This window comes from Rhodococcus sp. MEB032, from assembly GCF_030208925.1.
In the GTDB taxonomy this organism is placed as follows: domain Bacteria; phylum Actinomycetota; class Actinomycetes; order Mycobacteriales; family Mycobacteriaceae; genus Rhodococcus_F; species Rhodococcus_F qingshengii.
In genome coordinates, this window is the sequence record NZ_JARVSY010000010.1 from 1 (window position 1) to 24,973 (window position 24,973).

27 protein-coding genes are annotated in these 24,973 nt (G+C 62.3%); 18 read left to right on the top strand and 9 right to left on the bottom strand.

Annotated features, from left to right (window positions below; all coding sequences use genetic code 11):
* Window positions 1-827 (bottom strand): cbb3-type cytochrome c oxidase subunit I (locus QRN54_RS10165; protein ID WP_285181929.1); only part of this gene is annotated, 827 nt, incomplete at its 3' end.
* A 202-nt stretch (window positions 828-1,029) separates the two neighbouring features.
* Between QRN54_RS10165 and QRN54_RS10170 the strand changes: the two genes are divergently transcribed.
* A complete protein-coding gene (locus QRN54_RS10170) occupies window positions 1,030-2,181 on the top strand; it encodes an NADH:flavin oxidoreductase (protein ID WP_054188856.1) in 1,152 nt (383 codons plus the stop codon).
* Between the two features lie 64 nt (window positions 2,182-2,245).
* On the opposite strand, the gene QRN54_RS10175 is transcribed toward QRN54_RS10170, so the two are convergent.
* Complete coding sequence (locus QRN54_RS10175) at window positions 2,246-3,094, bottom strand: aldo/keto reductase (protein ID WP_037128502.1); 849 nt, start codon at window positions 3,092-3,094, stop codon at window positions 2,246-2,248.
* A 130-nt stretch (window positions 3,095-3,224) separates the two neighbouring features.
* On the opposite strand from QRN54_RS10175, the gene QRN54_RS10180 reads away from it, so the two are divergent.
* The 3 genes from QRN54_RS10180 to QRN54_RS10190 all read left to right on the top strand — a co-directional run bounded on the left by QRN54_RS10180 (window position 3,225) and on the right by QRN54_RS10190 (window position 6,504).
* On the top strand, window positions 3,225-3,821 hold the full coding sequence (locus tag QRN54_RS10180; RefSeq protein WP_030535396.1) for a class I SAM-dependent methyltransferase: 597 nt from the start codon (window positions 3,225-3,227) through the stop codon (window positions 3,819-3,821).
* A gap of 66 nt (window positions 3,822-3,887) precedes the next feature.
* The gene (locus QRN54_RS10185) at window positions 3,888-5,519 is read left to right on the top strand and encodes an ABC-F family ATP-binding cassette domain-containing protein (RefSeq protein WP_030535395.1); all 1,632 of its coding nucleotides are present in this window, start codon (window positions 3,888-3,890) and stop codon (window positions 5,517-5,519) included.
* Between the two features lie 145 nt (window positions 5,520-5,664).
* Window positions 5,665-6,504 (top strand): aldo/keto reductase, encoded by an 840-nt coding sequence (locus QRN54_RS10190; RefSeq protein ID WP_054827330.1) that lies wholly within the window; start codon window positions 5,665-5,667, stop codon window positions 6,502-6,504.
* A 12-nt stretch (window positions 6,505-6,516) separates the two neighbouring features.
* On the opposite strand, the gene QRN54_RS10195 is transcribed toward QRN54_RS10190, so the two are convergent.
* From QRN54_RS10195 to QRN54_RS10205, 3 genes are all read right to left on the bottom strand, one after another.
* The gene (locus tag QRN54_RS10195) at window positions 6,517-7,092 is read right to left on the bottom strand and encodes a TetR/AcrR family transcriptional regulator (RefSeq protein WP_054827331.1); all 576 of its coding nucleotides are present in this window, start codon (window positions 7,090-7,092) and stop codon (window positions 6,517-6,519) included.
* The gene (locus QRN54_RS10200) at window positions 7,093-7,506 is read right to left on the bottom strand and encodes a VOC family protein (RefSeq protein ID WP_021332241.1); all 414 of its coding nucleotides are present in this window, start codon (window positions 7,504-7,506) and stop codon (window positions 7,093-7,095) included.
* A 74-nt stretch (window positions 7,507-7,580) separates the two neighbouring features.
* On the bottom strand, window positions 7,581-8,000 hold the full coding sequence (locus QRN54_RS10205) for a hypothetical protein (protein ID WP_007733415.1): 420 nt from the start codon (window positions 7,998-8,000) through the stop codon (window positions 7,581-7,583).
* 106 nt (window positions 8,001-8,106) lie between these two features.
* Between QRN54_RS10205 and QRN54_RS10210 the strand changes: the two genes are divergently transcribed.
* The 6 genes from QRN54_RS10210 (at window position 8,107) to QRN54_RS10235 (ending at window position 13,744) form a co-directional block, all read left to right on the top strand.
* Window positions 8,107-8,457: a helix-turn-helix transcriptional regulator gene (locus QRN54_RS10210; protein WP_042952669.1), complete on the top strand. Its 351-nt coding sequence runs from the start codon at window positions 8,107-8,109 to the stop codon at window positions 8,455-8,457.
* Entirely contained in the window at window positions 8,450-8,995 is a 546-nt protein-coding gene (locus tag QRN54_RS10215; RefSeq protein ID WP_003939943.1) for a hypothetical protein, read from the top strand. The genes QRN54_RS10210 and QRN54_RS10215 overlap by 8 nt, the downstream gene beginning before the upstream one ends.
* 43 nt (window positions 8,996-9,038) lie before the next feature.
* The gene (locus QRN54_RS10220) at window positions 9,039-9,935 is read left to right on the top strand and encodes an ABC transporter ATP-binding protein (RefSeq protein WP_003939757.1); all 897 of its coding nucleotides are present in this window, start codon (window positions 9,039-9,041) and stop codon (window positions 9,933-9,935) included.
* Window positions 9,932-11,125 carry an ABC transporter permease gene (locus QRN54_RS10225; RefSeq protein WP_007733417.1) on the top strand — a complete coding sequence of 398 codons (1,194 nt, stop codon included), beginning with the start codon at window positions 9,932-9,934 and terminating at the stop codon, window positions 11,123-11,125. Before QRN54_RS10220 ends, QRN54_RS10225 begins: the two co-directional genes overlap by 4 nt.
* A 94-nt stretch (window positions 11,126-11,219) precedes the next feature.
* Complete coding sequence (locus QRN54_RS10230; protein WP_285181940.1) at window positions 11,220-12,707, top strand: acetyl-coenzyme A carboxylase carboxyl transferase subunits beta/alpha; 1,488 nt, start codon at window positions 11,220-11,222, stop codon at window positions 12,705-12,707.
* Window positions 12,704-13,744, top strand: a complete 1,041-nt coding sequence (locus QRN54_RS10235; RefSeq protein WP_285181942.1) for a hypothetical protein — start codon at window positions 12,704-12,706, stop codon at window positions 13,742-13,744. Before QRN54_RS10230 ends, QRN54_RS10235 begins: the two co-directional genes overlap by 4 nt.
* A gap of 4 nt (window positions 13,745-13,748) precedes the next feature.
* Here the strand turns inward: QRN54_RS10235 and QRN54_RS10240 are convergent, their stop codons facing one another.
* Window positions 13,749-15,020 carry an MFS transporter gene (locus tag QRN54_RS10240; protein WP_285181944.1) on the bottom strand — a complete coding sequence of 424 codons (1,272 nt, stop codon included), beginning with the start codon at window positions 15,018-15,020 and terminating at the stop codon, window positions 13,749-13,751.
* A 179-nt stretch (window positions 15,021-15,199) separates the two neighbouring features.
* Here QRN54_RS10240 and QRN54_RS10245 point away from each other — a divergent pair, with 179 nt between their 5' ends.
* The 3 genes from QRN54_RS10245 (at window position 15,200) to QRN54_RS10255 (ending at window position 18,865) form a co-directional block, all read left to right on the top strand.
* Window positions 15,200-17,116 (top strand): propionyl-CoA synthetase, encoded by a 1,917-nt coding sequence (locus tag QRN54_RS10245; RefSeq protein ID WP_003940009.1) that lies wholly within the window; start codon window positions 15,200-15,202, stop codon window positions 17,114-17,116.
* A gap of 92 nt (window positions 17,117-17,208) precedes the next feature.
* On the top strand, window positions 17,209-18,054 hold the full coding sequence (locus QRN54_RS10250; protein ID WP_020970454.1) for a mycofactocin-coupled SDR family oxidoreductase: 846 nt from the start codon (window positions 17,209-17,211) through the stop codon (window positions 18,052-18,054).
* Between the two features lie 301 nt (window positions 18,055-18,355).
* The gene (locus tag QRN54_RS10255) at window positions 18,356-18,865 is read left to right on the top strand and encodes a hypothetical protein (protein ID WP_223304422.1); all 510 of its coding nucleotides are present in this window, start codon (window positions 18,356-18,358) and stop codon (window positions 18,863-18,865) included.
* A 7-nt stretch (window positions 18,866-18,872) separates the two neighbouring features.
* Here the strand turns inward: QRN54_RS10255 and QRN54_RS10260 are convergent, their stop codons facing one another.
* Window positions 18,873-19,259 (bottom strand): DUF1304 domain-containing protein, encoded by a 387-nt coding sequence (locus QRN54_RS10260; protein ID WP_054781221.1) that lies wholly within the window; start codon window positions 19,257-19,259, stop codon window positions 18,873-18,875.
* Between the two features lie 87 nt (window positions 19,260-19,346).
* Between QRN54_RS10260 and QRN54_RS10265 the strand changes: the two genes are divergently transcribed.
* Both QRN54_RS10265 and QRN54_RS10270 read left to right on the top strand, forming a co-directional pair.
* Complete coding sequence (locus tag QRN54_RS10265; RefSeq protein WP_285181947.1) at window positions 19,347-19,931, top strand: TetR/AcrR family transcriptional regulator; 585 nt, start codon at window positions 19,347-19,349, stop codon at window positions 19,929-19,931.
* A 57-nt stretch (window positions 19,932-19,988) separates the two neighbouring features.
* The gene (locus QRN54_RS10270) at window positions 19,989-20,609 is read left to right on the top strand and encodes a GNAT family N-acetyltransferase (protein ID WP_050793951.1); all 621 of its coding nucleotides are present in this window, start codon (window positions 19,989-19,991) and stop codon (window positions 20,607-20,609) included.
* On the opposite strand, the gene QRN54_RS10275 is transcribed toward QRN54_RS10270, so the two are convergent.
* Complete coding sequence (locus tag QRN54_RS10275) at window positions 20,567-21,157, bottom strand: TetR/AcrR family transcriptional regulator (RefSeq protein WP_037128509.1); 591 nt, start codon at window positions 21,155-21,157, stop codon at window positions 20,567-20,569. The two genes, QRN54_RS10270 and QRN54_RS10275, sit on opposite strands and share 43 nt — an antisense overlap.
* A gap of 113 nt (window positions 21,158-21,270) precedes the next feature.
* On the opposite strand from QRN54_RS10275, the gene QRN54_RS10280 reads away from it, so the two are divergent.
* From QRN54_RS10280 to QRN54_RS10290, 3 genes are all read left to right on the top strand, one after another.
* Window positions 21,271-22,509 carry an MFS transporter gene (locus tag QRN54_RS10280; protein ID WP_285181949.1) on the top strand — a complete coding sequence of 413 codons (1,239 nt, stop codon included), beginning with the start codon at window positions 21,271-21,273 and terminating at the stop codon, window positions 22,507-22,509.
* 134 nt (window positions 22,510-22,643) lie between these two features.
* Entirely contained in the window at window positions 22,644-23,090 is a 447-nt protein-coding gene (locus QRN54_RS10285) for a hypothetical protein (protein ID WP_003939681.1), read from the top strand.
* A 156-nt stretch (window positions 23,091-23,246) separates the two neighbouring features.
* Entirely contained in the window at window positions 23,247-23,615 is a 369-nt protein-coding gene (locus QRN54_RS10290) for a VOC family protein (protein WP_003939994.1), read from the top strand.
* Between the two features lie 4 nt (window positions 23,616-23,619).
* On the opposite strand, the gene QRN54_RS10295 is transcribed toward QRN54_RS10290, so the two are convergent.
* A complete protein-coding gene (locus QRN54_RS10295) occupies window positions 23,620-24,966 on the bottom strand; it encodes a cryptochrome/photolyase family protein (protein ID WP_285181951.1) in 1,347 nt (448 codons plus the stop codon).
* Between the last annotated feature and the right edge of the window lie 7 nt (window positions 24,967-24,973).

Below are 24,973 nucleotides of genomic sequence, written 5' to 3' on the forward strand. Positions count from 1 at the left end.
AGCGCGATGATGTACACCTCGGGGTGACCGAAGAACCAGAACAGGTGCTGCCACAACAGAACTCCACCCGACGCCGGGTCAAAGATGTGCCCACCGAGATGACGGTCGACGAACAGACCCATGAACGCAGCGGTCAAGAGCGGGAACGCCATCAAGATCAGAATGCTGGTGATGAAGATGTTCCACGTGAAGATGGACATCCGAAACATCGTCATACCTGGTGCGCGCAGGCAGATCACGGTGGTGATCATGTTGACCGCACCGAGAATGGTGCCGAGGCCACCGACCGTCAGACCGAAGACCCACAGGTCGGCGCCGACGCCGGGACTGTGCACCGCGCCCGACAACGGGGTGTACGCGGTCCAACCGAAGTCGGCAGCGCCGCCCGGCGTGAGGAATCCGCCGAGAACGATGAGACCACCAAAAGTGAAGAGCCAGAATCCGAATGCGTTCAGACGCGGGAACGCCACGTCCGGGGCACCGATCTGCAGCGGAAGTATGTAGTTCGCGAAGCCGAAAACGACGGGCGTCGCGTACAGCAGCAACATGATCGTGCCGTGCATGGTGAACAACTGGTTGAACTGCTCGTTCGAGAGGAACTGCATCCCGGGGACAGCCAGTTCCGCACGCATGAACAGGGCCATCAGGCCGCCGATCAGGAAGAACACGAAAGCCGTGATCATGTACATGATCCCGATCTTCTTGTGATCGGTGGTCTTGATCATGTCGAACATCCACGACCCCTTGGGATCACGGCGCTTCGGGTACGGCCGCTCCGGAATCGGCTCCAACTCTCCGGTCCGCTCGTCCGGCACCGTTGTCGTCATGCTCGCGCGTCCTCTTTCGTGCTCGATACCGCCTCAAGAACTTTCCGCACGACCATATCGCATGTTAATAGTTAATGCACAAACTAAGTGTGGTCGACGTGAGCAACTATCGAAAACCGAACGTACGCAACCTTTTGCAGATTTCGGTGAGATAAAGTCAGGCGGCGGAATAGGTCGAGGGTCCGCCGCGTTGAACAAACCCGTGACTCTTCCCGACACATCGACAGCACCCGAGGCCTCCGCGTTGCGCGGCCTCTTCGAGCCTTTCGAGGTCAAATCACTCTCGTTGCGTAACCGTTTCGCCATGGCCCCGATGACGCGCGCCTTCTCGCCGGACGGAATCCCCGGCGCCGACGTAGCCGAGTACTACCGTCGTCGCGCAGCAGGGGGTGTCGGCTTGATCATCACCGAAGGCACGTACATCCCGGACCCGGCAGCCGGCCCGCACACCCGCGTACCGCGCATCTACGGCGATTCGAGCCTGGGTGGCTGGAAGTCGGTTGTCGACGCCGTCCACGCCGAAGGCGGATCGATCATTCCTCAGCTGTGGCACCTCGGAGTCGAACGCGGCGAGAACTCGCGCCTGAACCCCGAGGTCGAAACCGTCAGCCCCTCCGGCCTGGCACTGGACGGCACCCGCCTGGGACGAGAATTCACCACCTCTGACCTCGACAACTTGAAGCAGTCGTGGGTCGACGCCGCACTCAACGCGAAGAACACCGGGTTCGACGGTCTCGAGTTGCACGGAGCACATGGCTACCTGCTCGACGAATTTCTCTGGGCGGGAACCAATGTCCGAACCGACGGCTACGGCGGATCACTCGAGGCCCGCACCCGTTTCCCGGCCGAGGTCGTCGCCGCAATCCGAGAGGCCGTCGGGGACGAGTTCGCGATCGTCTACCGATTCTCGCAGTGGAAGTCCGGCCATTACGACGCTCGTATCGCCCAGAGCCCGGCAGAACTCGGCCGCATCCTCACTCCCCTGGTCGACGCCGGCGTCGACGTTCTGCATCCGTCCACGAGGCGTCATTGGGAACCGGCATTCGCTGAACTCGACGGTGAAGACGGCACACTCGGCCTCGCCGGTTGGACGAAGAAGCTGACCGGGTTGCCGACCATCACCGTCGGTTCGGTCGGACTCGATTCCGTGTTCACGACGGCATTCACCGGCGAAGCTGCATCTGCTGTCACCGGACTGGAGCGTCTCGAAGCTCAGTACGAGAGGGGTGAATTCGACATGGTTGCCATCGGGCGCGCGCTGCTCGCCGATCCCGAGTGGGTCGAGAAGCTCCGCACCGGACGCGCGGACGAGCACATCGCATTCACCGCAGAACATCGCACACACCTGAACTGACCTCGCACGACAAAACGGCACTCCCGCAATTGTGGGAGTGCCGTTTGTGGGTCTGCCGGAAGTACTAGCTGCCGAGCGTGACCGGGTCGGGGCCGATGCGGCCGGCCGGGTCGTCGAGAGCACCGATTGCGTTGATCTGTTCCGGTGTCAGTTCGAATCCGAAGACATCGAAGTTGGCGGCGATACGTTCGGGGGTCACCGACTTCGGAATCACCACGTTTCCGATCTGCAGGTGCCAGCGAATGATCACCTGAGCCGCGGTGACGCCATGAGCGTCGGCGATAGCGGTGATGACGGGGTCGCCGAGAACGGTTCCCTGTCCGAGCGGGCTCCACGCTTCCGTCGCGATTCCCTTGCCGGTGTGAAAGGCGCGCAGTTCGGCTTGGTTGAACTTGGGGTGAAGCTCGATCTGGTTGAGGACCGGCACCTCACCGGTTTCACCGATGACACGCTCGAGGTTCTCGATGGTGAAGTTGGAGACACCGATGGATCGAACCCGTCCGTCGGCCTTGAGCTTCTGGAATGCCTTGAACGTCTCGACGTACAGGTCCTTGGACGGAACCGGCCAGTGGATCAGGTACAGGTCGAGGTACTCGAGACCCAACTTGTCGAGGCTGGCGTCGAATGCCGCAAGCGTCGAGTCGTAGCCTTGGTCGTCGTTCCACAGTTTTGTCGTGATGTAGAGGTCTTCGCGGGCGATGCCGGATTCGGCGATCGCGCGGCCGACGCCCACCTCGTTGCCGTAGATCTTGGCGGTGTCGATACTGCGGTAGCCGGTCTTCAGGGCTGTGGAGACGGCCTCCTGCGTCTCGTCGTCCGGAACCTGGAACACACCGAATCCGAGTGCGGGGATCGTCTTACCGTCGTTCAGAACAATGGTCGGTACAGAGGTCACATCGTTGGTCTCGGTCATATATGGATCCAACGCGCGAGGGCCGGGAGGCATTCCCCGCCGAACCTCCGGGCAGTGCCCTTGTACCGCCCGAAATGCCGGTCTACCTTGGAAGACAAGTATTGGAATCGCCTCGAGAAAAGAGAGAGCGATGAATCTTTCATATCGTCTCGCCTACAAGGTCGGTGTCACTCCGTGGGAGCACACCGGGCACGGGTTCGACGCTCAACTGTCCGGCCTTCTGGATGCGATTCCCGTCCCGGAAGGTGGCCGTGCACTCGATATCGGTTGCGGCACCGGACGCCATTCCATCGAGCTGGCGCAACGCGGGTGGCACGTCACCGGCGTCGACGCCGAACAGGAACCGCTGGACAAAGCGCGCATACACGCGCGTGAAGCACACGTCGACGTCCGGTTCCTCCACGAGGACGCGGCAGACCTGCACATTGCTGTCGACGGCGGGCACATGCTGGTGCTCGACATCGGCTGTTTTCACGGGCTCACCGATCATCAACGACGGGACTACGGGAGATCCGTAAACGCGATCACCGCACCCGGGGCGTCCATGGTGATGTTCGCATTCGGACCGGGGCACCGTTGGCCGATGCCACACGGCGTCTCGGAGGAGGACGTCATGCGAGCATTCGACGGTTGGTCGATGGCCTCGAGCATGGCCGCGGACGTGAGTGAATCGCCACTTCCGGTCCGTGCGGCACATCCGTGCTGGTATCACCTGGTCCGTGGCTGACTGCTGTGCGCCTTTATTAACCGCCCGCGGTTAATAAAGGCGCACAGCACCGGGGATACTTCTCAGGTGACTGCAACACTGCGCATCAGCGGCCTCTCTGCTTCCCGGGGAGAACGCACCCTGTTCTCCGACCTCGATCTCACCGTTGCCCCCGGCGACGTCATCGGCCTCGTCGGCGCGAACGGCGCCGGCAAGTCGACGCTTCTCACCGCACTGGCCGGAATCGGAACTGCCGACGTCGAAGGTTCGATCATCCTCAGCCCGCCGGATGCTGCGGTCGGTTACCTCGCGCAGGAACCCGATCGCATCGAGGGTGAGACCGTCCTCGAGTTCCTCGGCCGCCGCACCGGCGTCGCCCACGCCGAGGAAGTCATGAACGCCGCAGCCGAAACCCTGGCCGAAGCCGAAGAGGATCTGTACTCCCCGGCACTGGAACGCTGGCTCGCTCTCGGCGGCGCCGACCTGCTCGAGCGCGCCGAGAAGGTGGTCGAAGAACTCGGTCTCGGAGTTCCACTCGATGCACATATGACGGCATTGTCCGGCGGTCAGGCCGCGCGCGCCGGCCTCGCGTCACTGTTGCTTTCGCGCTACGACATTCTCTTGTTGGACGAGCCCACCAACGATCTCGACCTACGCGGTCTCGAGCAGTTGGAGCGATTTGTCGCCGAGACGCGCGCAGCACTGGTTGTCGTGAGCCACGATCGCGAGTTCCTCTCGCGCACCGTCACCGGAATCGTGGAACTCGATCTGGCACAACAGGACATCGCCGTGTACGACGGCGGCTACGAGTCGTACCTCGCCGAACGCGAGATCGCCCGCCAGCACGCACGCGAGGCGTTCGAGGAATACGCAGGCACCCGCTCCGATCTCGAAGATCGCGCACAGATGCAGCGCAACTGGATGGAACACGGCGTCCGCAACGCGCGTCGTAAAGCCAAGGACAACGACAAGATCGGACGCGGATTGCGGACCGAGTCGACGGAGAAGCAAGCCGCGAAGGCCCGCCAGACTCAACGCCGCATCGAGCGACTCGAAGTGGTCGAGGAACCGCGCAAGGAGTGGGAACTTCGCATGGAGATCGCGGCGGCGCCGCGGTCCGGTTCCGTTGTCGCAACCACGAACGGCGCCAAGGTAACTCGCGGTCAGTTCACGTTCGGTCCGGTCACGACGCAGATCGACTGGGGCGATCGGATTCTCGTCACGGGCGCGAACGGGGCAGGCAAGACCACCCTCCTGAACGTCCTGCTCGGCAAACTCGTCCCGGACGAGGGCATCGCGTCGCTGGGTTCCGGTGTCGCGATCGGTGAGATCGATCAGGCGCGTGGATTGTTCGAAGGTGATCAACCAGTCGTGGAGGCCTTCGGTGCGCAGGTTCCGGACTGGCCCGATGCCGATGTCCGCACTCTCCTCGCCAAGTTCGGCCTGCGCGGACACCACGTACTCAGATCTGCCGCTTCCCTGTCCCCCGGCGAGAGAACAAGGGCTGCACTTGCTTTGCTCCAGGCTCGCGGCGTGAACCTACTGGTACTGGACGAGCCGACGAACCATCTCGACCTTCCGGCGATCGAACAGCTCGAGCAGGCAATGGAGTCGTTCGAGGGAACCCTCCTTCTGGTCACTCACGATCGACGCATGCTGCAGTCCACCCGAAGCACGCGCCGGTGGCGAATGGAGAACGGACAGCTCTTCGAGGAGTAGCCGATCGACTCTGCTTGCGCAGACAACCCGCGTGTGCAACTATTTATCAGGCGCACGCAATAGTTGCATGCGCGGCATAGGTGGCCCGCGGATGACATGATCCCCCGTCGAGCTGCCACATCCCAGTCCCGAAAGGCACTCTTCAATGTTGTCGATCCCCGACCGCACACTGACTCACGGAACCACCGGCGAGCCGATCACCATCCCGCAACTCGGGTACGGCGTTTTCCAGGTACCGGACGCACAGACCGAAGAGGTCACTGCCGCAGCTCTCGAGATCGGCTACCGCCACATCGACACGGCCGCGATCTACGGAAATGAAGCCGGAGTCGGCCGCGCCATCGCAGGTTCGGATATCCCTAGGTCAGAGCTGTTCGTCACCACCAAGCTGTGGAATGACGATCAGGGCCACGACCGAACACTCGCCGCTTTCGACACCAGCCTCGACAAGCTCGGACTCGACTACGTCGACCTCTATCTGATTCACTGGCCCGCGCCGGCAAAGGGCCTGTTCGTCGAGACCTGGGCGGCATTCGAGCAAATTCTCGCCTCCGGCCGCACCCGTGCGATCGGCGTGTCCAACTTCCTGCCCGAGCACCTCGAACTGCTGGCCCAGCACAGCGCGACCACCCCGGCCGTCAACCAGATCGAATTGCACCCCAGACTGCAACAGCACGCGTCACGGGAGTACGCGCGAAGTCGCAGCATCGAAATCGAGGCTTGGAGCCCATTGGGACAGGGAACTATCCTCGACGACCCGGCCATCGGGAAAATTGCTGCAGCACACGGCAAGAGCCCGGCACAGATCATTCTGCGTTGGCATCTCGAACAGGGCCACACCGTTCTGTCGAAGTCGGTCACGCCTGCCCGTATGCGCGACAACGCCGCAATCTTCGACTTCGCACTCGATACCGACGAGTCAGCTGCCATCGCAGCGCTGAACACCGACAGCCGTGTCGGACCCGATCCAGTCGAATTGAACTGAATCGAAACGGCTTCAAGAATTTTCGTGGGGAGTCAACGTCAGCAGCACAGAATCGACGGACTGCTCGGCCAGGAGCGCGTCCAGCGGTAGGTGACGGAACAACGCTCGGTAATAGATCGGCGACGCCAGCGCGTCCAGGACGAAGTCCAGGTCGAAGTCGCTCCGTATGTCGCCGCGTAGCCGCGCCGATTCCAGCACTGCCGCAGTGGAATCGCGTCGAGGCTGAAAGAATGCCGACTGGAAATCCCGCGCCAATTCCGGGTCCGCCGCCAGATCCGCGACCAACGCGGGCAAGATCCGACCGACTACCGTTTCACTCAGTCCCACAACCAATGTCGTGATGCCGGCGATCAGGTCTGCCCTGAGATCGCCGGTGTCCGGCGTTGGATCAGTACCGATGTGCGCCACGACAACGTCGACCACCAGATGCCGCTTCGACGGCCATCTCCGGTAGATGGCGGGTCGATGCACGCCCGCTCTCGTCGCCACCGAACCGATCGACAGCTCCGCATATCCGTTCTCCCCCAACAACTCCAGGGTTGCCGCCAGAACGGCGTCGTCGATCCGCTCGTCGCGGGCGCGCACCATCTACAGCACCGGCCGCGGCATGAGCACCAGACGCCAGCCGTCGGGATCTTCGAAAGTCATCCCCGCATTCTCCTCCCAGTACGGATTCTCGGCGCCGACGGGTTCGTGCCCTGCTTCCCCCAACCTCTGAACTACCTCGTACATCGCCGACTCGCCGGCGAAGTAGAGCACCAACAGGTTGTCCTGCGTCGGCGCCGGGCACGGGCTTCCGTCTTCGTGGGTCGTGAATTCGAGGTGATAGTTCGAATCCGGCAGACCCAGCATGATTCCGTCGTACCCGGCATGACCGGAGAACCGGTAGAGCTCTGGCAATCCCAGACAGTCGCGATAGAACGCAATCACGTCGTCGAGCCTGTCGGTGGGTCGCGCTACGCGCACTTGCACTACTGCGAGGTCGTTCGGCCAAGTTGTCATTCCAAAACAGTACAGTACGTACCGTAATGTTTCGAGAAGATGGCTGCCAGCCTCCCGACGGCAGCTCGCTGCAACTACAAGCGATCATTCTCCGGAAACGCCGCCTTGGGCATGAACTTCGGCCTGGCGAACAGCACAGACAGTTTAGTGGGCTGCGACTCCACCGGGCGATCGGACCGGTACAGCAACGCCTGCTGCGGGGTACTCACCCATTCACTGGCGAAGATCTCACCGAGGCGCGAAACCGGCACGTGCGACCCGTCCTCGAGTCGAACGGTGACGTCCGCCCCGATGTCCGACTGGCCGTACACGACCCACCACGATTCGCCTTCCACATCCCCCGGAGTGTGCTGCCCGATACCGATGACTGCACCCTTCTCCATCGGATCGCGCCAGACCGCTTCGCGCCCTTGCGGTCCCACGCAGTAGCTACCATCCTCGCGCACCTGCACGACCAGGCCGGACTCTTCGAGCACCAACTGTTCGACCACCATGCCAAGCCCCTTCCGTTGCCCGAACCTTATCCGCCGGCACGCCCCAGAAGCGGAACAATCGCGGTTCGTGTTGACAAACTGTTGGGTTTTTACAACACTTTGATGCATGAGCCCAGTCCGGCGGGGAGACGCGCTCCCCATCTTCAATCGCATCGGAGTGCTTCGCGCCGAGCGGAAGATGAGCCGGGCACAGCTTGCGCAACTCGTCGACGTGAATCCGCAGACGGTGGGGGCACTCGAACGCGGTGACCACTACCCCAGCCTGGATCTTGCATTCCGAATCTGCTGGGTGTTCGACCTCCCGGTGGAGGCGGTGTTCTCCCGGACGGAGTTCGGGCCGCTGTCGACGGAGGTCTACCGGAATGCACCGTCGACGGAGGTCTACCGGAATGCACCGTCGACGGAGGTCTACCGATCTGACCGCACTACCGAGGGGAGTGAAAAGCCAAGTGCCTGAATCAAATCTGATCGACCGCTACCAGGCCCACCGCACTCGGCGGTTCCTGCAGAACGAGGAGACGTTCCGACATTGGCTCCCGAATTGGCGAACCCGTCGACGTCGGCGCGTACTCGTCGTCGCCCTGGCGGTCCTGTTCACCACGATGGTTGCCGTCAGCACAGCGTGCCTGTTCAATCCGCTCTTCGCCGTGGCATGGCCGGTCCTCACCCTGCTGTTCCTGCCGACGTGGTCCTCACTTCAAATCGTGTCGGGCCGGCAAGGGGATGCTCCGCGGCAGGCGTTGGACGAATGGGAGATCCAGCAACGCAACGACGCTCGCTCCGTCGGGCTCAGCGTGACCCAAACGTTGGTCTTCATTGTCGCCATTTTCCTCATTTTCACCTCGTCGGTGCAGTGGAATGTAGAGAGGCTGCCTTACACGGGAGGTTTATTGGCACTGACTGCAATGCTGATCGGCGCGTGCACGCCCGCGATGATTCTCTCGTGGACCAATCCAGACCCGGATCCGATTGATTCGGAAGAGTTCGATCTCTGACCCGTATTACCGAAGCGCACCACTCGACCGATGGGAAGGACCCATGTCAGCCACCCTCACGATCGACGGCATCTCGAAACGCTACGGCGACGTCGTCGCACTCGACAACCTGAGTTTCGAAGTGCGCCCAGGCGAGATCTTCGGATTCGTCGGCAGCAACGGCGCCGGCAAGACGACCACGATGCGCATTGCGCTGGGTGTGCTCGGAGCAGATTCGGGAGAAGTTCGCCTCGGCGGCAAACCCGTCGACCTCGACGTGCGTCGCACTATCGGATACATGCCGGAGGAACGCGGCCTCTACCCCAAGATGAAGGTGGGAGCGCAACTTTCCTATCTGGCCGAGCTACACGGACTCTCGAAGGCCGACGCGCACGCGGCCACCGAGCGGTGGACCGAACGTCTGGGCATCGCCGAACGCGTCAAGGACACCGTCGATTCCCTGTCCCTCGGTAATCAGCAACGTGTGCAGCTCGCGGCGGCGCTGGTTCACGACCCATCGGTACTCGTTCTGGACGAACCGTTTTCGGGCCTTGACCCCGTAGCGGTCGATGTCATGAGTGACGTGTTGGTCGAGAAGGCTCGCACCGGTGTTCCCGTAATCTTCTCCAGCCATCAGCTGGATCTGGTGGAGCGCTTGTGCGATCGCGTGGGCATCATCAGCCGCGGCAGCATGCGGGAGATCGGAACCGTCGACGAACTACGAGGCAAGGGCGACGGCCGAATCGAAGTCTTCGCCCCTGACGCGCCGGTCGGTTGGGCACACCATCTGATCGGTGTCACCACACTGAGCCACCTCGACGGTCGAACGCTCCTGAGCGTCGACGGAACCGCCGACGATCAGCAGATCCTGCATGCAGCGTTGAAAACCGGACCGGTGCACGAGTTCACGCTACGACGTCCGTCACTGACCGATCTGTTCCGAGAGGTAGTAGCCGCATGAGCAACCAGTTGAGCGGAGGTCGAGCCATCGGGTTGGTCGCCCGACGCGAATTCATGACGCAGATCTCGAAGAAGAGTTTTGTGATCAGCAACGTCATCATTCTGGTCGCGATCATCGGCGGCATCATCGCCTTCTCGCTCTTCTCCGGCGGCGACGAGGACAAGTCGAAGATCGGCTTGGTCGGCAACCAATCACTCAGTGCCACGATGGTGTCCATCGGCGACACCCTCGGAAATCCCGTGACGGTAACGGAGGTTTCCGACGACGGCACCGCGCGTGATCAAGTCAAGGACGGCGACCTCGACGTGGCCGTGATCGCTGGATCGGGCGGCGGCGTCACTGTCGTGACCAAGAAGGAAGTAGCCACGAATCTGCGGGCCGTCATCGAGAGTTCCGTTGCACAGCAGGCACAATCGAATGCGCTGTCCGCTGCGGGGATCGACCCGGCTCAGCTCGCCGAAGCCACGTCCACCGCAGTGGTCACCATCGATGCCATCGATCCCCCGGATCCCGAACAGGGCCAACGTATAGCGATGTCGATCGCTGCTGTGGTGCTCCTGTACATGCAGATCCTGTTGTTCGGAACGTACGTGGCGATGGGCGTCGTCGAGGAGAAGTCCAGCCGTGTCGTCGAGTTGCTGCTCTCCACTCTCCGTCCACTGCAGTTGTTGTGGGGCAAGGTTCTCGGAATCGGTGCTGTCGGCCTGATGCAGATGGCTGCCTATGCCGTCGCGGGCGTCGCCACCGGACTGGCGACGGGCGTCCTGACCGTGACGGGCACCGCAATCGGCGTTCTGTTCGGCACTCTCGGGTGGTTCATTCTCGGCTTCCTCTTCTTCGCCGTGCTGTACGCCGCCGCCGGGTCCATGGTCTCGCGACAGGAGGACGTCAACGCCACCGCGATGCCTCTCGCGCTGCTCGTCATGGCAATGGTCAGCGTGGCTTTCGTTTCGGTGAGCAATCCAGAAGGAACCCTGAGCAACGTGTTGAGTTGGATTCCGCCGTTCTCGGCAATCCTCATGCCCCTGCGCATTTCCGCCGGTGTTGCTTCTCCGTTCCAGATCGTGGGAACGATTCTGCTGATGCTGGTGGTGACCGCTGCGCTGTCGATGATCGCGGCAAAGATCTACCAGCGCTCCATCCTTCGCATCGGCAAGGTCGTTTCGTGGAAAGAGGCGTTCGGACGCTGATTTATCCGGCACACAACTGACGCCACACGATCCCGGCAGCACCCCGTCCAGGTAGGTTCATCCTGGACGGGGTGCTGCTTACTTGGAGGACGTTGTGCGAATCTCGGCCGAAGAACTACTCACTGCGGTACTCGATCCCGAGAGCTTCGCCTCTTGGGACTCCCCGCCCGTCGACGTCGGACCTGGCGCGAAATACGCGGAAGACCTGGCGAAGGCCCGCGAGAAGAGCGGAGTTGACGAGTCCGTCGTCACCGGTGTGGGTACGGTTCGGGGCCGTCGGGTCGCGGTAATTGCCTGTGAATTCAGCTTTCTCGCCGGTTCCATCGGAGTCGCCGCGGCCGAGCGGATCGTGACCGCCGTCGAACGTGCTACGGCAGAACAACTCCCGCTGCTCGCCTCGCCCACCTCCGGCGGAACGCGGATGCAGGAGGGCACCGTCGCCTTCGTTCAGATGGTGAAGATCGCTGCGGCAGTGGCTGTTCACAAAGCGGCACACCTGCCCTACCTGGTTTACCTGCGCAATCCCACCACCGGCGGGGTCTTTGCCTCGTGGGGATCCCTCGGCCACATCACCGTCGCGGAACCCGGTGCTCTGGTGGGATTCCTCGGACCCCGTGTCTACGAATCGCTGTACGGCGAAAAGTTTCCCGACGGTATCCAGACGTCCGAAAACTTGTATCGCAACGGCGTGATCGACGGCGTCGTCCCCGTCGACCGCCTCCGTCTGCTGGTCAACCGAGCGTTGTGCGTGCTCACCGATCCCCCGGCCCCGGCGGCCACGGACCCGATTCCCTCACCCGAGATTCCCGATGTTCCCGCCTGGCAGTCGGTGATGCTCTCGCGCCGGGCCGATCGACCCGGCATCCGGCAGTTGCTCCGCCATGCCGCAACTGAACAGGTACCGCTCAGCGGCACCGGGCAGGGTGAAACCGACAAGACGATCTTGCTCTCGCTCGCCCGCTTCCGAGGCTTTCCGTGCATCCTGCTCGGCCAAGACCGCAGTGGCCAATCCGCGCTCACCACGATGGGACCGGCCGCGCTCAGGGAAGCGCGACGGGGCATGAAACTTGCCGAAGAACTACAACTCCCGCTTGTCCTCGTGATCGACACTTTGGGCGCGTCGCTGTCCAAAGAAGCTGAAGAACGTGGACTGGCCCCTGAGATCGCCCGTTGCATCGCCGACCTCGTGACGCTGAAGACCCCGACAGTGTCGGTGTTGCTCGGCCAGGGAACAGGCGGCGGGGCGCTCGCGCTGCTGCCCGCCGATCGGGTACTCGCGGCACAGAACGGGTGGCTCGCTCCCCTGCCGCCGGAAGGCGCAAGCGCGATCGTCCATCGCGACATCAGTCACGCACCGGAGATGGCGGCAGCGCAGGGCATTCGTTCGTTGGATCTGCTTCGAGACGGCGTGATCGACGCGATCATTCCCGAAACGCCTGACGCGGCCGACGAACCCGTGGAATTCTCCAAGAGGGTAGGGGCTGCGATAGCGCACGAACTCTTCGTGCTTGCCGAAGAGTCGGACACCGATCGCCAGTCCTCCCGTATCGCGCGCTATCGAAACCTGGGAGTTCCGCAATGACGACGAAGGACCGGAATGCGCTGACGCTGCCGCACAGTTACGACCGCGCGGCACTCGCTCGTTTCGAATTGTTCCTGTTCGCGGGCATCGCCACCGTGCTGATCACCCGCGCTTATCTGGCGGCAACGGGCTATCCCCAGATCGGGGGCGGCGCCCTCCACATCGCACACGTTCTCTGGGGCGGATTGCTGATGGCCGTAGCCATCGTGGCGACCGCCATCACCGAAGGCTCTCGCACGCGTGACCTGGCCACGCTCGTCGGCGGAATCGGGTTCGGTCTCTTCATTGACGAGGTCGGAAAATTCGTCACCGCCGACGTCGATTACTTCTACCAGCCTGCCATCGCGATCATGTACGTCGTCTTCGTTCTCTTCTATCTTGCCGCGCGCGAGGTGGTGATTCGGCGCGGAATGAATGATCGTCATCGGCTCGCCATCGGGGCGCGAGCGCTCTCGGACCTCGCTCTCGGTCAGCTCGACGAGATTCAGTACAACCACGCCCTCCGCGTACTCGACGGCGTCGAAGACCGCAGCCTCACCGACCTCGTCGATTCGATCAAAGCCGGCCTGCATTCACAGACTCCGCCGACCGGCGGTATCGAATCGAAGATCACTCGTGGCCGCAACGCGTTCTTCCACCGTGCCGAGGAACTGCTCCGGCACCGGGTCGTCCGCCGACTGGTACTGACCCTGTTCGTACTGCAGGCTCTTCTGGCGATTGTCCAGGTGATGTACGCGTTGGTTTCCGAGAACGTCGTCGAGGCCGACGACGTCTCCGACCTGGTGGTCCAGATCTCCACCGTCACAACCGGAGTTCTTGTGGTTCTGGGAGTGTGGTTCCTCTTCCGAGGTCCGTACCTGCGAGCATTAAGGCTCCTGCGTGCATCCCTCATCGTGAGCCTCCTGGTGACGCAGGTTTATCTGTTCACGCAGGACCAGTTCGGCGCGCTTTTCGGTTTCGCAGTGTCGCTGTTCATGCTCGCGACTCTTCGCATCGCGATTCGTAGCGAAGAGGCCGCCGCGGCTCTACCGCAGTAATCCTCTACCGCAGTGGGACTGCAGGCCGACTCGGTAGATCGCGGATCCCGCGGAGCGGGCTGAAGAGCAGGACCAATCCGCACGGCGCGATCAGGCAGGCCATGATCCACATCGTCCCGCGCGGTCCCACTGCGTCGCCGAGGTAGCCTGCCGTCAGAGCACCGAGCGGAATGCTGCTGTGCAGCAGGAACATACTCGTTGCCACCACTCGTCCGAGGCGGTCCGGCGAACAGTAACTTTGACGGAAACTGCCGAGCACCACGTTGCACGACACGACGCCCGCAACCATCACCATGCCGCCGATGCAGAACCAGAACAGGCCGGCACCGTACGTCGTCAGAGGTGCTAACAGGATGAACGGTCCCGTCACCAACTGACAGGTGAGAACGCTTCGGGCAGTGCCGAATCTGCGGCCGAGCGGGCGCGCGATCATCGATCCGACAATTCCGCCCACCCCGGCAATCGCCAGGAGAAGCCCGAGTCCGAACTCCCCCACGCCAACCGTCTTTTCCAGGAACACGATCTGGATCGTGGAGTACCCGGTGAGACCGAAATTGAGCAGAGTGCCGTAGACGACGATCGACCGCAGATACGGATCACCGGCGACGAATCGCAGTCCGAGCGCAATCTGGCGTCGCAACGGTTCTCGCTGATTCTGTCCGCGATGGACGGTCTCCTGCACACGAATCAGCCAGATGCATACGAAGCAGAAGGCGAACGTGAACGCGTCGACAACCAGACCGGCCGCGAGCCCGACAGTTGCAACCACCAGCCCACCGACGCTTGGGCCGATCACCCGAGTTGCGGCCTCGGCGCCCTGAATCTTCGAGTTCCCTTCGACAAGATCCGCTTCGGCGAGCACCGTGGGGAGATACGAGTGATAGGCCGCCTGGAAGAAGACGGTGGCTGTACCGGTGAGCAGCGCGACCAGGAGCAGGTGGCCGTATGTCATCGCCTCCAGGAAGCCGGCGATCGCGATGCTCGCGAAGAACAGCGCGCACGCAGCGTTCGCGATCATCATGATCGGGCGCCGAGGCAGCCGGTCGATCCAGGCACCGGCTGGTAGTCCGACGATCAACCACGGCAACCACACTGCCGATGCCAGCACACCGATCTGGAAGCTACTCGCGTCCAGTTCGCGAAGCGCGATCAGCGGCAGTACGACGGTCGTGACACCGTTTCCGATACCGCTGACTGCGTCGCCGGTCCACAGAAGTCGGAAGTCACGCAGAGCGAGGACTCCCCAGAAGCCTGCGCGTTGCGCTGCACCTGTCACATCGATCCCCCCCTTTCAGTCCCTGCCCTATCCCACCCCTGCGCGCCACTGGCCGACGGGACAGGCCCGCCCGGCGCAAAGGGACGGTACCCCCACCGCTACTGAGGCGCACCGCACTGACGGTGACCTAAGGTGTTTCAGGTCACCGGTAAACGAAGTTCACGAGAGGACACACGTCGATGAGCTCTTCCGAGCAGGCGTCCCACACCACGTATGCCGACGCATATCGCGAGAGCATGGATCAGCCGGAGAAGTTCTGGCTCGACGCTGCGCGGGCCGTCGACTGGGATGTCGCGCCCACCAAGGCTCTCGACGACTCTGCCGCGCCGATCTATCGCTGGTTCCCGGATGCTTCGCTCAACACCAGCTTCAATGCCCTCGATCGGCACGTCCGCGACGGCCGCGGCGATCAGACCGCGTTGATCTTCGACTCCGCGATGGTCCCCACCAAGGCCACGTACACCTACGCCGAATTGCTCGAGCAGGTCTCACTCTTCGCCGGCGTCTTGAAAGATCAGGGTGTGGTGGCGGGCGACCGCGTGATCATCTACATGCCGATGATCCCCGAGGCTGCGATCGCGATGCTCGCGTGTGCGCGAATCGGCGCGGTGCATTCGGTGGTGTTCGGCGGCTTTGCGGCCAAGGAGCTCGCAACCCGTATCGACGACGCCGGTCCAGTGGTGCTCGTGACGGCGTCCGGCGGCCTCGAACCCGGACGAACAATCGAGTACCTGCCGATGGTCGAGAAGGCTCTGCAACTGTCCGCCACTCCCGCGCACACCGTGATCGTGAAGAATCGCGAGCAGATTCCCGGTGCAGCTTCCGACTACAAGTCAAGTGCCGCAGCCTGGTTCGACTGGGACGAGCTGATCGCCGACGCCACCCCGGCCGACCCGGTGTCGGTCGCCGCGACGGATCCGCTCTACATCCTCTACACCTCGGGAACGACCGGTAAGCCCAAGGGCGTCGTCCGGGACAACGGTGGCCATGCCGTTGCGCTGACGTGGACCATGAAGAATCTGTACGACATCAGCCCAGGACAGGTGTGGTGGACCGCCTCCGACGTCGGCTGGGTGGTCGGCCACTCCTACATCGTCTACGGACCGTTGCTCGCCGGAGCCACGACGGTCATGTACGAAGGCAAGCCCGTCGGCACCCCCGACGCCGGTGCGTTCTGGCGCATCATTTCCGAATACAACGTGTCGGCACTCTTCACCGCTCCGACAGCGATCCGCGCGGTCCGCAAGGCCGACCCGGACGCAAAAGAGCTTGCCAAGTACGACATCTCGTCGCTCGACACACTGTTCGCGGCCGGCGAGCGCTTGGATCCCGACACCTACGAGTGGGCTACTCGGATTCTCGATCGCCCGGTGGTCGATCACTGGTGGCAGACAGAAACCGGTTGGGCCATCTGCGCGAATCTGCGCGGCCTCGAACCCATGGAGATCAAAGCGGGCTCACCCACCGTCGCCTGCCCCGGATACCGCGTCGAAATCGTCGACGGCAAGGGCGAACTCGTGGGTCCGGGCACCGAGGGCAACATCGTGATCGGCCTGCCGCTTCCTCCCGGAACACTCGCCGGACTGTGGCGTGACGAGGACCGGTACGTGAAGTCCTACCTGTCGACTTTCGAAGGCTATTACCTCACCGGCGACTCCGGGTACATCGACGAGGACAACTACGTCTTCGTGCTCGGACGAAGTGACGACGTGATCAACGTTGCCGGACATCGCCTTTCGACCGGAAGCATGGAGGCCGTCGTCGCCGGCCACCCGGCTGTCGCCGAATGCGCGGTCATCGGCATTCACGACGAACTCAAGGGGCAACGGCCGAGCGGTTATGTCGTGCTCAAGTCCGGCGTCGACATCGATCCCGAAACACTCCGACAAGAACTGGTCGCGCGGGTGCGAGACCAGATCGGTGCCGTCGCCACGTTCCGGGACGTCACCGTCGTCGCCGCACTACCGAAGACTCGTTCCGGCAAGATCCTCCGCAAGACCATGCGGCAGATCGCCGACAACGAGGAGTACACGGTCCCGTCGACCATCGAGGACGCGAGCGTATTGGACGAGTTGTCCAAACTCCTTCGCGGATAAGGATTCAGCGAATTCCCCTGTCTGTCTGCCTCCGGACGTAGCAGTATGAACACGTTCCAGTTTCGGCGATTCACACGGGCAGGGGAAGTTCGATGGGCAATTTGGACGGTCAGGTCGCATTCATCACCGGAGCGGCGCGTGGTCAAGGGCGCGCGCATGCCGTCAAGCTCGCGTCCGAGGGCGCGGACATCATCGCGGTGGATCTCTGCGCGCCGGTCGCAACGGCGGGGTACGACATGGCCACCGAAGCCGACCTCGCCCAGACCGTCGCCCTGGTCGAAGCTCAGGGCCGGCGTATCGTCGCGTCCGTCGCGGACACTCGCGACCTTGATGCCCTGAAATCAGCGGTCGACGCCGGAGTCGAGAAACTCGGCCGACTGGACATCGTGATCGCCAACGCGGGAATCGCGGCGTCGGCGAAATTGTCCTGGGACCTGAGCGCCGAAGAGTTCCGCGAGCTGATGGACATCAACGTCACCGGCGTCTGGTTGACGACCAAGGTGTCGATTCCGCACATCATGAACGGCAATCGAGGTGGATCCATTGTGTTGATCAGCTCGATGGCCGGGCTTCGAGGCGTGCCGGGGATTGCCCATTACTCCGCGTCCAAACACGCCGTTCGGGGGTTGGCGAAGTCTCTGGCCAACGAACTCGGCTGGGCAGACATCCGAGTCAACTCCGTACACCCGGGCAATGTGCGTACGACGATGATCGACAACGAACCGATGGTTCGTGCGTTCCGTCCAGACTTGGAGAATCCTGTCCTCGCCGATACCGCTCCGATCATGTCGAAGCTGAATCTGCTGCCCCACCCGTGGGTCGACCCCGAAGTGATTGCGGATGCGGTGTTCTATCTGGTGGGGCCGGCCGGGCGCGGGATCACCGGCATCGCGTTGCCGATCGATCTCGGCACCTCGGAAAAATTCGCCGGCGGCTGAAGGCCCGAACTGATGCAGAATTGCCTCTGCCGGATGGGTCTCGAGCACCATCCGGCAGAGGCAATTCCGGCTTGATCAAGCCTTCGTAGCAACAGAACAAGTAGTCGACAACCTCATAGGCGCTCCTCGTCTGGCGTGGGAAAAACCGTTGTGGGATGCGCAACAAACCCAAGACCCAGCGTAGAAGCATTTGGCCGCAAACGCGCGTCATTCGGCACTATTTTTTTGGATTCGGGCATACTGGACAACGCTCCCACCACGTATTATGGACCCGAGTTCACACTTACAGGGGGCAGGCACAGTGACGGTCAAATACGCCGTAATGGACCCGATTCACGGAAAAGTCGAGATCTCGTTCGATGTCGACACGGGGGTCGTCGACGTCCGAAACGGCAACTCACACGCTCTGTTGACGCGTCGAGTCGATGCCCCGCGCCGTGAAGGCACACCCATCGGAACGCGCGCCGCCGCCGACTTGTTCTTCACTGTCGGTGGCGACGAAGTCGAACTCACTGTCGGCAAAGGGTTTCTGTCCCGTCGCTCGTACTCTGTCTCGGCACTCGTCGACGGCGTGAGTTTGAACTTCGCCCCAGTCGACGACGCGAACAGTGCATTCACCCGCGACGGATTGCGGATCGGGCACTTCTCCAAGAACGAGGAATCCGATCCCAGACAGACCGACGCAGTCTGGTCGAGCACGCCGAGCACCGACGAACTTGTCATCGGTTACGCCCTGGCCGAAGCCTTCGATTGCGGAGCACTCAACGGTGCTTTTGCGTTGATCGAATCACTGGTGCTCGGCGGCGGATAGAGACCACTCAGAGCAGGTGGATTACCAGCAGAACAACGGCAATAGCTGGGAAAAGCATCTGTACGACGGCTGCGCGGGCTTTGTCGCGAGACGAGAGAATCAGCACCAATCCCGCGGCAACCATCGATCCTGTGCCTGCCAGGACGAGGGCAATTCCGACCGACGCGGAGCCGGTCGCCGCAATCACGATGCCGACCGCCGATACGATCGCCAAGAAAAGGTTGTAAAAGCCCTGGTTGAAGGCGAGCGGCTGCGTGGTGATCGCCTCTTCCTCGGACTTCACGCCGAACGTGGCGCGGGTCTTCGGGGCCGTCCAGAGAATCGATTCGAGGACAAAAATGTACACGTGCACTGCTGCGGCCAGTCCCGCGAAGATGTAGCCGGCGACGTTCATCGGTGAACTCCTGTTGCTTCGAGTGAATTCTGTATCGTTCGGTACAATATATACTGGACCGAACGATACAGAAAAAGCGAGGCTTTGATGGGCAGATCACAAGAATTCGACACAACAGCCGTGGTCGCTGCCGCTTTGGACGTTTTCTGGGCACGTGGATACGAAGGTGCCTCACTCGGCGACCTCGAATCCGCGACGGGGCTGAGTCGGTCGAGTCTCTACAACTCGTTCACCAACAAGCGCGGATTGTTCGACGCCGCCGTGCAGCTGTACCTCGAACATGTCATCCGGCCACGTCTGCGCAGCCTCACGACAAATCCCGGGGCAGACGCCGTCGACGACTACCTTTCCTCGCTTGCGCACGCGATCGGCACCATGACCGCCGACTCACCTCGGCGCGGTTGCCTACTTCTCAATACGGCTGCCGGACTCGGCGCGCACGACGATGCGGTGGCCGCAGTGATCCGCGCTTACCGCCGAGAGCTCGCCGACGCGATCAACAGTGGATTACACGCCGCGTTTCCAACCGAGACAGACGCCACGCTCTCAGATCGCGCTCGAATCCTTCTCTCCTGCACGGTAAGTGCATTGGTACTCGCACGAGTTGACACCGAAGAGGCCATCGCAACTCTGGAATCTGCGCGCCGACTGAACGCAGAGTGGCAGGGATAATGACCGGAAAGCTCACGCCATTGCCCGCCATCAGGCGGGTAGGCGATGATGCTTCACGTGCCCAAGTTGACCACGCCCGCTATCGCCGCTGGATATCTCCGGGGAATGGACCAACCCTCGATCCACGTCGGGACTTCCGCGATTCTCCGACCCTGGACCCGCGACGACGCACCGGCCGTCATGGAAGCCTTTCGCGATCCGTCGATTCAGCGTTGGCACATCCGCCGCGCCGACTCGATCGACGAAGCACGGGGTTGGCTCACCCAGTGGAGAGACGGGTGGGCAAGCGAATCCGAATGCCATTGGGCGATCGCCGCTCCCGAGACAAATGAACTCCTCGGCCGAATCGCAGCAAAGGGGGTGAATTTGTGGGACGGCACTGCCGAGCTCGCGTATTGGGTGACCCCAGCGGCGCGCGGCCGCGGACTGTGCACCCAGGCTGTAACCGCACTGTCCGAGTGGGCATTCCGCGAAGTAGGGTTTCATCGATTGGAACTCGCACACTCGATCCACAACCCACGATCGTGCCGAGTCGCCACCAAAGCAGGGTTCAGCGAAGAAGGTGTTCGACGAGGCTCCGCCAGGCACGCCGACGGCTGGCACGACATGCATGTCCACGCCCGACTACGTAGCGATCAGCCTTCGGCACCGACCCGCGCCGCGAGCGCAAGTGTCTGATCCACCAATTCCGCAACTCGCTGCGGCGCGACCGGTTCGAGGTCGAACAGAATTCGGTAGATGATCGGCGCCACCACATGGTCGACGACCGAATCACCATCCACGCCGGCAGCTTCCGGCCAACGCGCGAGGATCACGTCGATCTGCGTCCGACAGAAGAAGGCACACTTGAACTTCTTCGTACCATCCGGTGCATGCGTCTGATCGTCGCTCATCAACACGTCACGCAACGAAGCACGACCGACAGGCGCAGACATCTCCTCGAGGTACTCCTGCGCCCAAACCGTCAGATCCCCTCGGAGCGAGCCCGTTTCACGCGGGTCGGCGTCCGGGCGCAATCTCTCGATCGAGACGTCGGCAAAGACTTCGTTGATGTCACCCCACCGCCGATAGATGGTCGACGGGGTCACTCCCGCATCGGTCGCGATCATCGGCACCGTGATCTCGGCTCGATCACGCTGTTCCAACAACTTGCGCGCCGACGCATGCACGGCCTGTTGGATGCGCGCACTACGGCCACCGGGGCGCGGACCTGCGGACGGACTCATAAATCCAATACTAACGCAAAGATGTTGCATTAGGCTACGGCCAGGCGTAGCGTCCCAAACGCAAAGTATTTGCGTTTGAAGTCTTCACCACCCGCACGGGAAGCGCTACGACAATGACAACGACCGTTTCACCACAGACCGAGAGCACTTCACGCCCACGCCTTGGGCGAGGCGTCGCTTTCACACTCATCGCCGTCATCATCGCCACGTTCCTGGGCGCATCCGCGACCCCGACACCGTTGTACGAGCACTATCAACAGTTGTGGGGATTCTCCTCGCTGGCGTCGACGCTCGTGTTCGGCATCTACGCTCTCGCATTGCTCGCCACGCTCCTGACCGCCGGATCCCTGTCCGATCACATCGGCAGGCGCCCGGTCCTGCTCGAAGCACTCGCGCTCGAGGCAGTCTCGCTCGCGCTGTTCGCCTCGGCCGACGGTTTGACCATCCTGCTCATCGCCCGGGTCGTACAGGGTGTTGCCACCGGCGCTGCAATCAGTGCTCTGGGTTCGGCATTGATCGACCTCGAACGCACTCCGGGCCGAGGATCGATCATCAACAGCGTCGCTCCGACGATGGGGCTTGCAGTCGGAGCAGTGGGTTCGAGCCTCATCAGCGAGCACCTGCCCCGTCCCACCAGCACTGTCTACCTGGTCCTTCTCGTGCTTGTCATTCTCGAGATCCTCGGAGTATGGGCCGCTCCCGAGACTTCGGGCGGACGCCCCGGAGCCTGGCAGTCCCTGCGCCCCACACTGGCCGTTCCTCGTCAGGCGCGCACGATGATTGCCCTGACCGCACCGTGCCTGATCGCGGTCTGGGCGCTGGGAGGTTTCTACCTCTCACTCGGACCTGCATTGGCGCGCAACGCACTTGACGTTCACAGCTCCCTCATCGGTGCCATCATGGTCGCAACACTGACAGGATTCGGAGCGGCAGCAGTACTCACCTTCCGCAAACTCGGCGGCCGGACCGTGATGCTGATCGGAACCACCGCCTTGGTGCTCGGGGTGGCCGTCACACTCATCGGTGCTGAAACATCCTCTGCCGTATTGATTCTGGTCGGTACGGCTGTTGCAGGTATCGGCTTCGGAGCAGGATTCCAAGGAACTATCCTCACCGTCATGCCGCTGGCCGAGAACCACGAACGCGCGGGTTTGTTGTCCACCGTCTACGTCATCGCATATCTGGCCAACAGTCTTCCCGCCTTGCTGGCCGGCTACCTGGTCGGCAAGGTCGGATTGGTGGATACGACGCGTGGCTACGGAGCACTCGTCATGGTGCTCGCGGCGGCCGCACTGATCGGACTGCTGGTCACCGGCGAGCGAAAGGTCGAAGCCGTCTCGGTGTCGGAGTAGGTGTCCCCCGATCGGTGGACACACCGTTCCGCCTGCACAGGGTCCGGGGAGTGGACATACGACATCGATCTGCTCCGACATAGTTGTCTTCGAGAGAGCCAACCGAACGCTCACCCGGACAAAGGACACCGACGATGACGAACCCACGCTACGTAGTTGCCGCAATCACAGCTCTGGCCGCCGGCGCCCTCACTTTGGGATTGAGCGGAATCGCCAGTGCCGGAACCCTTCCCACAACCGGCAACAGCATCACGATGACGATCAGCAACGACACCGAACAGACAATTCATCTCGAAGGCGCCGACAACCCCTACGGACAGTGGATGCAGAGCCCACGCCAGTCGCTCGCGCCTCACGAGACCGAGATCGTCACGGCATACAACCAGGACCCGCGCGGCCTGACGGTCGACGTCGTCTATTCCACTCCCGACGGCGGACAAGCCGTCTTCATGGCCAACGACTATCCGCAGTTCGACACCGACGGAACTCGCACCACCGACCCTGATCACTACTTCATCTCAAGCTACATCGACGGCTACTACCCGAACCTGAGCGTCGGGTACCACCTCAGTGCGGTGTGACTGCAGCAGTCGTCATAAGTAATCCATCTGCCTCTCAGACGCACTTGTTCTTGGACATTCGTCCGGCGCGCGGGGATTGTTGAACGCAGCCCCGAACGACCAGGCACACGCCCCGTTGCCGGTGGCCCGAACATCAACGGGAGAGGGAAAACCACAGTGCGACTACCCAACCAGTTTCTGATCTACGTCAGCGATGCCGCCTCCGCAGCAGCGTTCTACGGCGAATTGTTCGACGCGAAGCCTGAGGTCCTCAGCCCTCGGTACATGACCTTCGACCTCGGCGGCGGTGTGGTCCTTGCACTGTGGAGCGGCAAGTCCCGCGACCTCGATCCCGCGACACCGCGCAATTTCGAAGTCGGCATCTTGGTCGACGGCGGGAGCAACGAAATTCGGGCGATCCACGACGAGTGGGTGGCCAAGGGAGTCGAGGTCGTCGAAGAACCCAACGAAGATGTCTTCGGTCTGACGTTCGTCATTTCAGATCTGGACGGAAACCGCGTCCGCGTAGCGCCCGCAGATCACTGAGCACTCAGCCTTTGATCTCGCCGTACCGGCGCAAGGCCTCCTCACGCTCGTGCGCGTGATCGACGATCGGGTCCGGGTAGCCGACTGGGCGCATCGCCTTCAACGAGTGGACGGCCTTCCCGGGAACATCGCGAAGTTCGGGGACCCACCGACGGACGTATGTGCCGTCGGGATCGAACTTCTCCCCTTGCGTGATCGGGTTGAAGACGCGGAAGAAAGGCGAAGCATCCGTACCCGACCCGGCAGTCCACTGCCACCCGTGCTGATTGGAGGCCAAGTCACCGTCCACCAGTTGCGACATGAAGTACCGCGCGCCGCGCCACCACGGAATGTGCAGGTCCTTCACCAGGAATGACGCGACGATCATTCGGACCCGATTGTGCATCCAGTTCTCGGCGGCGAGTTGCCGCATGCCGGCATCCACGATCGGGAAGCCGGTCTTGCCTTCACACCAGGCCGTGAAGGCGGCGTCTGCGTCGACTCCCCCGTCGTGACGTAAACGGTCGAACTTGTCGTCGTAGTTCTTCCGCGCGCTGTCGGGGCGCTGAAACAGGATGTCTGCGTAGAAGTCTCGCCAAGCAAGCTGGCGACGGTACGCCTGAGCGCCGTCTCCGAGTCGCTTGGAGAGATCTGCCAACATGGTTCTCGGATGAATCGTGCCGTACTTGAGCGGGATCGACATCCGACTCGTGGTGTCGAGGTCGGGTCGATTTCGTTCGTCGTCGTACCGGTCAAGATCGTTCTCGCAGTATTCTTTCCACTGTTCGAGCGCACCGGCCTCACCGACGACATCGCTGACGGTGCCGGACGGCGCGGGGATACTCACCCGGCGCGGGCCACCGTCCTTCTCGCTCGGATCGAACCAACGGACCGTCCCCGCATCGGTCGACGCGGGGCCCCGCCAACCATGTTCCATCCACTGACGGAAGTACGGCGTGAACACCTTGTACGGATCACCGTCCGCCTTGGTGACGCGTCCGGGCGCCACGGCATATGGTGACCCGGTGGCGATCAACTCCACCTTCTCGGCCACGGCCGCGTCGCGCCGTCGGCCGTAGGGCCCGTAGTCGGCACTGATGTGAACTTCTTCGGCGCCAACGGATTCCGCCACGCGGGGCACCACGTCTACCGGATCACCTCGAACAACCATCAATCGTCCGTCGAGCTGGTTGTCGAGTGCCGACAAGTTGGCGAACAGTTGATTCTGGCGGGGTGAGCCTGCCGGTCCGAGCAACTTCTCGTCGAGGACGAACAAACCCAACGTCTGTCCGCCGGCATCCGCCGCTGCAGTCAGAGTCGGAAGATCACCGACCCTCAGATCGCGTCGAAACCAGATCACAGAGTTACTCACCCAGTCG

What these genes read in the sequence shown, in the direction of transcription:
- QRN54_RS10175 (WP_037128502.1), bottom strand. Translation starts at nt 3,094, where the DNA reads ATGACCGAGACCAACGATGTGACCTCTGTACCGACCATTGTTCTGAAC.
- QRN54_RS10180 (WP_030535396.1), top strand. Translation starts at nt 3,225, where the DNA reads ATGAATCTTTCATATCGTCTCGCCTACAAGGTCGGTGTCACTCCGTGG.
- QRN54_RS10190 (WP_054827330.1), top strand. Translation starts at nt 5,665, where the DNA reads ATGTTGTCGATCCCCGACCGCACACTGACTCACGGAACCACCGGCGAG.
- QRN54_RS10195 (WP_054827331.1), bottom strand. Translation starts at nt 7,092, where the DNA reads ATGGTGCGCGCCCGCGACGAGCGGATCGACGACGCCGTTCTGGCGGCA.
- QRN54_RS10200 (WP_021332241.1), bottom strand. Translation starts at nt 7,506, where the DNA reads ATGACAACTTGGCCGAACGACCTCGCAGTAGTGCAAGTGCGCGTAGCG.
- QRN54_RS10205 (WP_007733415.1), bottom strand. Translation starts at nt 8,000, where the DNA reads ATGGTGGTCGAACAGTTGGTGCTCGAAGAGTCCGGCCTGGTCGTGCAG.
- QRN54_RS10210 (WP_042952669.1), top strand. Translation starts at nt 8,107, where the DNA reads ATGAGCCCAGTCCGGCGGGGAGACGCGCTCCCCATCTTCAATCGCATC.
- QRN54_RS10220 (WP_003939757.1), top strand. Translation starts at nt 9,039, where the DNA reads ATGTCAGCCACCCTCACGATCGACGGCATCTCGAAACGCTACGGCGAC.
- QRN54_RS10225 (WP_007733417.1), top strand. Translation starts at nt 9,932, where the DNA reads ATGAGCAACCAGTTGAGCGGAGGTCGAGCCATCGGGTTGGTCGCCCGA.
- QRN54_RS10235 (WP_285181942.1), top strand. Translation starts at nt 12,704, where the DNA reads ATGACGACGAAGGACCGGAATGCGCTGACGCTGCCGCACAGTTACGAC.
- QRN54_RS10245 (WP_003940009.1), top strand. Translation starts at nt 15,200, where the DNA reads ATGAGCTCTTCCGAGCAGGCGTCCCACACCACGTATGCCGACGCATAT.
- QRN54_RS10250 (WP_020970454.1), top strand. Translation starts at nt 17,209, where the DNA reads ATGGGCAATTTGGACGGTCAGGTCGCATTCATCACCGGAGCGGCGCGT.
- QRN54_RS10260 (WP_054781221.1), bottom strand. Translation starts at nt 19,259, where the DNA reads ATGAACGTCGCCGGCTACATCTTCGCGGGACTGGCCGCAGCAGTGCAC.
- QRN54_RS10265 (WP_285181947.1), top strand. Translation starts at nt 19,347, where the DNA reads ATGGGCAGATCACAAGAATTCGACACAACAGCCGTGGTCGCTGCCGCT.
- QRN54_RS10275 (WP_037128509.1), bottom strand. Translation starts at nt 21,157, where the DNA reads ATGAGTCCGTCCGCAGGTCCGCGCCCCGGTGGCCGTAGTGCGCGCATC.
- QRN54_RS10280 (WP_285181949.1), top strand. Translation starts at nt 21,271, where the DNA reads ATGACAACGACCGTTTCACCACAGACCGAGAGCACTTCACGCCCACGC.
- QRN54_RS10285 (WP_003939681.1), top strand. Translation starts at nt 22,644, where the DNA reads ATGACGAACCCACGCTACGTAGTTGCCGCAATCACAGCTCTGGCCGCC.